Source organism: Vibrio sp. 99-70-13A1, from assembly GCF_013114625.1.
GTDB lineage: Bacteria > Pseudomonadota > Gammaproteobacteria > Enterobacterales > Vibrionaceae > Vibrio.
The window spans coordinates 49,136-55,381 of the sequence record NZ_VTXD01000033.1 but is presented as its reverse complement, the minus strand read 5'-3'; the positions used below and the strand labels follow the sequence as shown (position 1 = coordinate 55,381).

Below are 6,246 nucleotides of genomic sequence, written 5' to 3'. Positions count from 1 at the left end.
GAATAAATCTAAAGATCTTAGAGAGCGAACATTCAGAAGTGTCGAAGAAAGCCTTCGTTTATCTTGGAATGCATTAGATCTTACGGTTCAACAGAAAGAATTTCTTTCCGACCATGTAGATTCGGCTTCTGAAACAGTTATTTCTTATGAAAAACAATATCGTATTGGCAAACGTACGTTATTGGATTTATTGAACACTGAAAACGAACTATTTGAAGCTCGTAAAGGTTATTTAGACGCCAAATATGATGAACAATACGCCAAGTATCGTGTAATGAATGCATCAGGCAACTTACTTACAGCTCTCAAAGTTGAGACTCCAGCGCAGTGGAATGAAAAGGTTGAATATTAATTTATGACTAAACGAATCATATTTCCATTAATTGCACTTTTAGCGTCAATGGGGACATTCGCATCTGAGAATGATGAGTTTGATTATTTACCCACTCCTATGGCTGAAAGAAATTATGATCTTTTAGATGAAGATAATGACGGGGTAATTAATGAACGAGATTTATGTCCCGACACCCCAGCGCGAGCTGAAATCGACAATGATGGCTGTGGCACTTTTTTGAAGACAACAGAAAAAATGCAGCTTCATATCTTATTTGCTAATAATTCAGTAGACATCAACCCTGCCTTTTTAGCTCAAATTAGAGAAATGGCAGGCTTTTTGAAGCAATATTCATCAACTTCTATTGAACTTCAAGGCTACGCAAGTAAAACAGGTAATGCAGAACACAACTTAATGCTTTCTAAAAGCCGAGCTGCAAATGTTAGAAGAGCATTAATCAGTAATGGAGTCATGAGTTCTAGAATTGAAATCGTGGGGCATGGTGACAAAGATCTAGATAATAAAGGTACAGACAAAATCAGCCATGCAATGAACCGCAAGGTGGTAGCTTCTGTTGTTGGGTTCAAAGGGAACATCAAAGAAGAATGGAACATATTTACAACAATCAGTAAATAATTGCCTTCTCATACCACTTCTTTATGAAAGACTAGCATCCAATGCTAGTCTTTTTTATGGCTACGTTTTTAATTACGTGTACCTCGGATTTCTATAATGTTATTCTCTGCACGTTATCAAAATAGAGAACTAATCAATGAGCAAACTAACCGCTGATATTCAAGCAAACCTAGACCTTTTTGTTGCTGAAACACAAAAGAACCAACTTGTATGGGGCCTTCGCAATGATGAAGGATGGCTTGCTTGTGATTCAACTGAATTCGAAACAAGCGAAGTAATGCCATTTTGGTCTTCAAAAGAAGACGCTGTCACTCACAACGTTGAAGAATGGGCTGATTTTGAAGTACTTGAAATCCCATTAGACATCTTTGTTGAAGACTGGTTACTGACTCTAGCTGAAGATGGTGTTTTGGTTGGTACAAACTGGAATGCTAGTTTAGAAGGCAAAGAACTTGAGCCTTCAGATTTAGCTAAATTATATATCTAAGTTTTTTTGAAAGGTCATGTATGAAACACATGACCTTTTCTTTATCCTCTAATGACTTCTCTCACACTCTTGTCTAAAACAGTCATATAAAATTGAATTGATAAATTATTAACTTTAGAATGTCATTCTTTATAATTTAGCCTTCAAAGCAAACTCCTTGATGAATCGTACTTTTTTCTTCCTTCTCGCTATTGTTAGCTTTTTTTCTTACGCAACTAACACCTCATCAAATCCGATTAATAGCTCAATCAGTACGCCTAATACCAATTGGAACATATTGTATCTATCAAACTCAGTTCATGAAGAGTTTCGGTCTTTAAACATGTTACAAAGCCGTTATGCCTCATTACCTTCATCTGGAGAGAAACTGTATATCAGCTCTTTGCTTTATCAATTTATGACAAGTCATGAGCAGCCATACTACGGCGGAAATTCCGATGATAAAAACTATAAAGCAGTAGAAGCAGCTTTTATCGAAGCCTTGAAATTAGATGCTCGGGGACACTACAAAGAATCTCAAGCATTGTTCATTTCTGTATTAGAAGATATGCAGAAAGCTAATGACTCTGTTGGTAAAGCTATCATCAAGTATAATTTATGCCGCTCTCTCAATGAGCAATCTAAATATCATCAAGCTCATTATTATTGCTCTGCATTACAAACCTATTTTGAAGATGAAACAGACCCTGTATTACAGGTCTCCCTAGGCTACCGGGTGATTGCCAACAATCAATACTTTAGAAGTGACTACAATTCGGCGTTAAATAGCTACATGTTGTTGATTAATAACTTCCCTAAAGGGCAAGATATTTCCGGAATTTATAACGACATAGGAAACTTATTCAAAGAGATTGAGCAGTTTGATAAATCTGAAAAATATCTGTTAACGGCTTTAGAACTAAGATCAGACAGCTCTAACCTGATGAAAACACAAGTTTTACACAGCCTAGCGGAGCTTTACATAAGCATGAACCAATCAACTCAAGCTGTCTTTTATTTTGAACAAGCTTATGAGGCGGTTCAGAAAACAGAATCTACTTACGGTAAAGCTCTGATCAATTTAGGCTTAGGCAAAGCACATATTTTGGCCGAAGATTACAGCCTAGCCCATAGTTATCTTGTTGAAGCTCTCACGACCTCAGAAAAACTAGACAATAATAAAATCCGAATAGAAGCTTACTTAGCAATAAGCGATTTATTTGAGCAACAAGAGCTTTTTGATGAATCATTTAACTATGCTCATCTAGCAATTGAACTATCAAAAACAATTGAAAGAAATAAATACCTAGCTGATTCCCTTCTACAGCTTACGGATTTATCACTCGCAAGCAATGAACACAAAGATGCTTTTCATTTCTATAAAGAATACTCAGCTATACAGCTTAGAAACCGAGATGTTGATAACCGTTTAGCACTTGAAGCACTAGAGCTAACCAGAAGCCAGTATGAGAAAGAACTGCAGAGCTCATTACTACTCAGCCAGACTCAACTAGATAAACTGAAAATAGACAAAATGACCCAGCAAAAACTCATGTATAACATTATTGTTATCATTCTTTTGTGTGCTGCAAGCTTCTCATTTTGGTCCAGTAAGCGAGTAAAAGAAAAATCATCTTTAGATTCACTCACAAGTGCTTTGAACAGAGCGGCTGCGATTCGAAAAATTAAACGTATTAAGCAGAATTCAAAGAACAGAAAGCATGTTTTAATTCTATTAGACTTAGATAAATTTAAAGCGATAAATGACGACTACGGTCACCCAACAGGCGATCAAGCGCTAGTTAATATAAGCCAACAAGTTAGAAGCCGAATTGGTCAACATGATTTGCTTGGACGGTTAGGTGGCGAAGAGTTTGTCATTCTATTAACTGATGTCGAAGAAAGTGATGTAAGAGAACGTGTTGAAGAAATACAATATGCCGTTTCATCTACTGAGTTCTTTTCAGAAAGCAAAAAGCCACTGAGTATCACTGCGAGTTTTTCTTATCTTTCAACTTCGCAGGCACTGAGTGACTTTAATGTTCTGTATTCAGTTCTTGACCAAGCTCTCTATCAAGCTAAGAAGAATGGTCGTAACTGTATTATTGATGCTTACAACGATGCGATTGATTTACCTAGCTCTGTTTTCGAACAAGCTCAGACATCACTTCAGAGCGATTCTCAAGGTAATCCGTAAGCCCAACTTTACGTAACTCACAAGCAGGGCAATCGCCACAGCCATCTCCAACAATTCCGTTATAGCAAGTCAGGGTTTTATTTCTGATCAGTGATAGAGAATCATACTGATCAGCTAAAGCCCAGGTCTCGGCTTTATTAAGCCACATCAAAGGCGTTTTAATTTCTAACGCCTTATCCATTCCTTGAACTAAGGCTGAATTCATCGCTTTAACAAAATCATTACGACAATCAGGGTAGCCTGAGAAATCGGTTTCACAAACGCCTGTAATGATACTTTCTGCGCCAATTTGGTAAGCGTAGATACCAGCCAGAGTTAAAAACAAGATATTACGACCAGGAACAAAAGAATTGGGTAAGCCATTCTCTTGTAGTTCATGAGAAACAGGGATGTCGTCTCGTGTAAGAGAACTGATTGCTAGCTCATTCAATAATGTTACATCCATTACTTTATGAGCTTTTACGCCTAATTCAGCGGCTAATGATTGTGCGACTTCAATTTCAAGCTTATGACGTTGCCCGTAATCGAAAGTGATTGCATGTACTTCGTCGTATTCTTTTAATGCTTGAACTAGGCAAGTTGTAGAATCCTGCCCTCCACTGAAGACAACTACTGTTTTTTTCATGTTAAATCCTTACAAAACAGCCATTAGAACGCTGTTAATTACTAAGATGATAATAGCCAAATATATAAACTGAACTGGTATTGCTACTAATAATGAAAACTAGGCAATGCTCAAATATTTATGAGTTTGAATAGATAATCGCCAATTACGTTTCACGCAAGTATCAATACATAATTGAGTCGCTCGCGGCTTTTGGCTAATAGGTTGTAAAGCGATAACTGTTTCTTCAGATAACTCAGCTTTAGACATAAGTTCATCAAGCTGATCAATATCTTTCTGGGTGCCAACTGGGTGTTTAATTTCATTTGCACGAACAAGCGCAGAAACCAAAACGGGTAGCTTACCTTTCATCGCAATTTTTGGTGACAGTGTCACCCACGTATTGTCTGTTGCTTTAACTTCAGAAGTCCCGCTGGTTTCGATTTGACATTTACAACCGATTTTTTCGAAAGCTTCAGTCAGAGGAACAAGATCATAAATGCAAGGCTCTCCGCCAGTGATCACTATATGATTCGCTGTATAACCTTGGCGGGTATATTCTTGAACAATACCCTCAGCATCAATAGGTGACCAAGTTGGTGAATCTTGAGTTTTCAACATAATGTCACCTAAGGTCGTTTGGTCTTTTTCTAAAGCTTCCCACGTTTGCTTGGTGTCACACCATGAACACCCCACCGGGCAAACCTGCAACCGAACAAATACAGCAGGAACACCGGTAAAGACACCCTCACCTTGGATAGTTTCAAACATTTCGTTAATCTTGTACAACTTCGCCTCAGCTCTATCATCTTATTACGTTATTTAAGCCGCAGACGATAAAGCACTTAACCCTTTGGGTCAAACAATTGAATATTTGCCATCAAAATGCTCAAACGTCTAGCCTGTTTTTCTAACTTCCCTTATCCTTGCGAACATTAGATTTTATTAAGTTTTAACTCTTTGGTAGGTAATTGAATGTACAAGTTAGTAGCACTAGATATGGATGGCACACTATTAAATAGTGATAAAGTCATTTCTCAAGAAAACAAAGACGCAATTGCGAAGGCTCGTAAAGCAGGCGTAAAAATCGTACTTGCCTCTGGTCGCCCTCTAGAAGGCATGCAAAGTAAGCTGGATGAATTAGAAATAAATGGTAGCGATGACTTCGTACTTTTCTACAACGGTTCAATGGTACAAAACGTATCAACGAAAGAAATCATTCACAGTAAGATCAGTAATGGTCAAGCCGCAAAAGCGATTGCAAAGCTAGCAAACGAACTCGGTGGTTATGTTCATGCCTTTAGTAAAAAGCATGGTCTCATTACCCCTAAAAATAATGAATATACTCAAATCGAAGCAACTATTAACGGCTTAGATATCACTGAATTCAACTTTACTGATCTTGAAGATAATCACGAAATCATTAAAACAATGATTGTCGCAGAACCATCAAAGTTAACTGAAATTATCAGTCAGCTATCACCTGAATTACATCAAGAATTTACGATCGTGCAAAGTGCTCCTTTCTTCCTTGAATTCTTGAATCCTGAATCAAATAAAGGTGTGGGTATCGAAGCTATTGCTAAACATCTAGGTATAAAAGCAGAAGAAGTGATCTGTATGGGCGATGCAGAGAATGACCATCATATGCTTGAATATGCTGGCTTAGGTATCGCAATGGAAAATGCAATGGATGAAACTAAAGCAATCGCCGACTACATTACTGCAAGTAATAATGAACACGGTGTTGCAAAGGCTATTGAAAAATTCATTTTTGAGCCTATGGCTTAACCTGAAGAAGATATTTAACCTGGAGAAAAGGCTTAGCCCGGAGAAAAAAGCTTAATCCGAAGACAAAGCTTAACCACGGACAACATGCTTAACCCCTAAAAATAATGAGCGTGGTTGATTATTAGTTTACGTATGAATAGCAACTAATCAGCCCGTTCATGTTCTACATTCAAAGACTCAAACTGATTCTCATTTTGAAAAGATCAAAACACCTTTAA

The 6,246-nt window shown here is 37.5% G+C and carries 7 protein-coding genes; 5 read left to right on the top strand and 2 right to left on the bottom strand.

All coding sequences use genetic code 11. From position 1 onward, the window contains the following. From F0226_RS18005 to F0226_RS17990, 4 genes are all read left to right on the top strand, one after another. On the top strand, positions 1 to 352 hold a 352-nt coding region (locus tag F0226_RS18005), incomplete at its 5' end, for a TolC family protein (protein ID WP_171736928.1). A gap of 48 nt (positions 353 to 400) precedes the next feature. Next, on the top strand, positions 401 to 970 hold the full coding sequence (locus F0226_RS18000) for an OmpA family protein (RefSeq protein WP_253820855.1): 570 nt from the start codon (positions 401 to 403) through the stop codon (positions 968 to 970). Positions 971 to 1,106: 136 nt separating this feature from the next. Next, a complete protein-coding gene (locus F0226_RS17995; protein ID WP_171736926.1) occupies positions 1,107 to 1,457 on the top strand; it encodes a DUF2750 domain-containing protein in 351 nt (116 codons plus the stop codon). 160 nt (positions 1,458 to 1,617) lie between these two features. Next, complete coding sequence (locus F0226_RS17990; protein WP_253820853.1) at positions 1,618 to 3,633, top strand: tetratricopeptide repeat-containing diguanylate cyclase; 2,016 nt, start codon at positions 1,618 to 1,620, stop codon at positions 3,631 to 3,633. Here F0226_RS17990 and queC read toward each other — a convergent pair. Both queC and queE read right to left on the bottom strand, forming a co-directional pair. Then, positions 3,572 to 4,258, bottom strand: a complete 687-nt coding sequence (gene queC / locus F0226_RS17985) for a 7-cyano-7-deazaguanine synthase QueC (protein WP_171736925.1) — start codon at positions 4,256 to 4,258, stop codon at positions 3,572 to 3,574. The genes F0226_RS17990 and queC overlap by 62 nt on opposite strands. Before the next feature lie 99 nt (positions 4,259 to 4,357). After that, the gene (gene queE / locus F0226_RS17980; protein WP_171736924.1) at positions 4,358 to 5,008 is read right to left on the bottom strand and encodes a 7-carboxy-7-deazaguanine synthase QueE; all 651 of its coding nucleotides are present in this window, start codon (positions 5,006 to 5,008) and stop codon (positions 4,358 to 4,360) included. A gap of 204 nt (positions 5,009 to 5,212) precedes the next feature. Here queE and F0226_RS17975 point away from each other — a divergent pair, with 204 nt between their 5' ends. Next, on the top strand, positions 5,213 to 6,028 hold the full coding sequence (locus tag F0226_RS17975) for a Cof-type HAD-IIB family hydrolase (RefSeq protein WP_171736923.1): 816 nt from the start codon (positions 5,213 to 5,215) through the stop codon (positions 6,026 to 6,028). Positions 6,029 to 6,246: the final 218 nt, after the last annotated feature.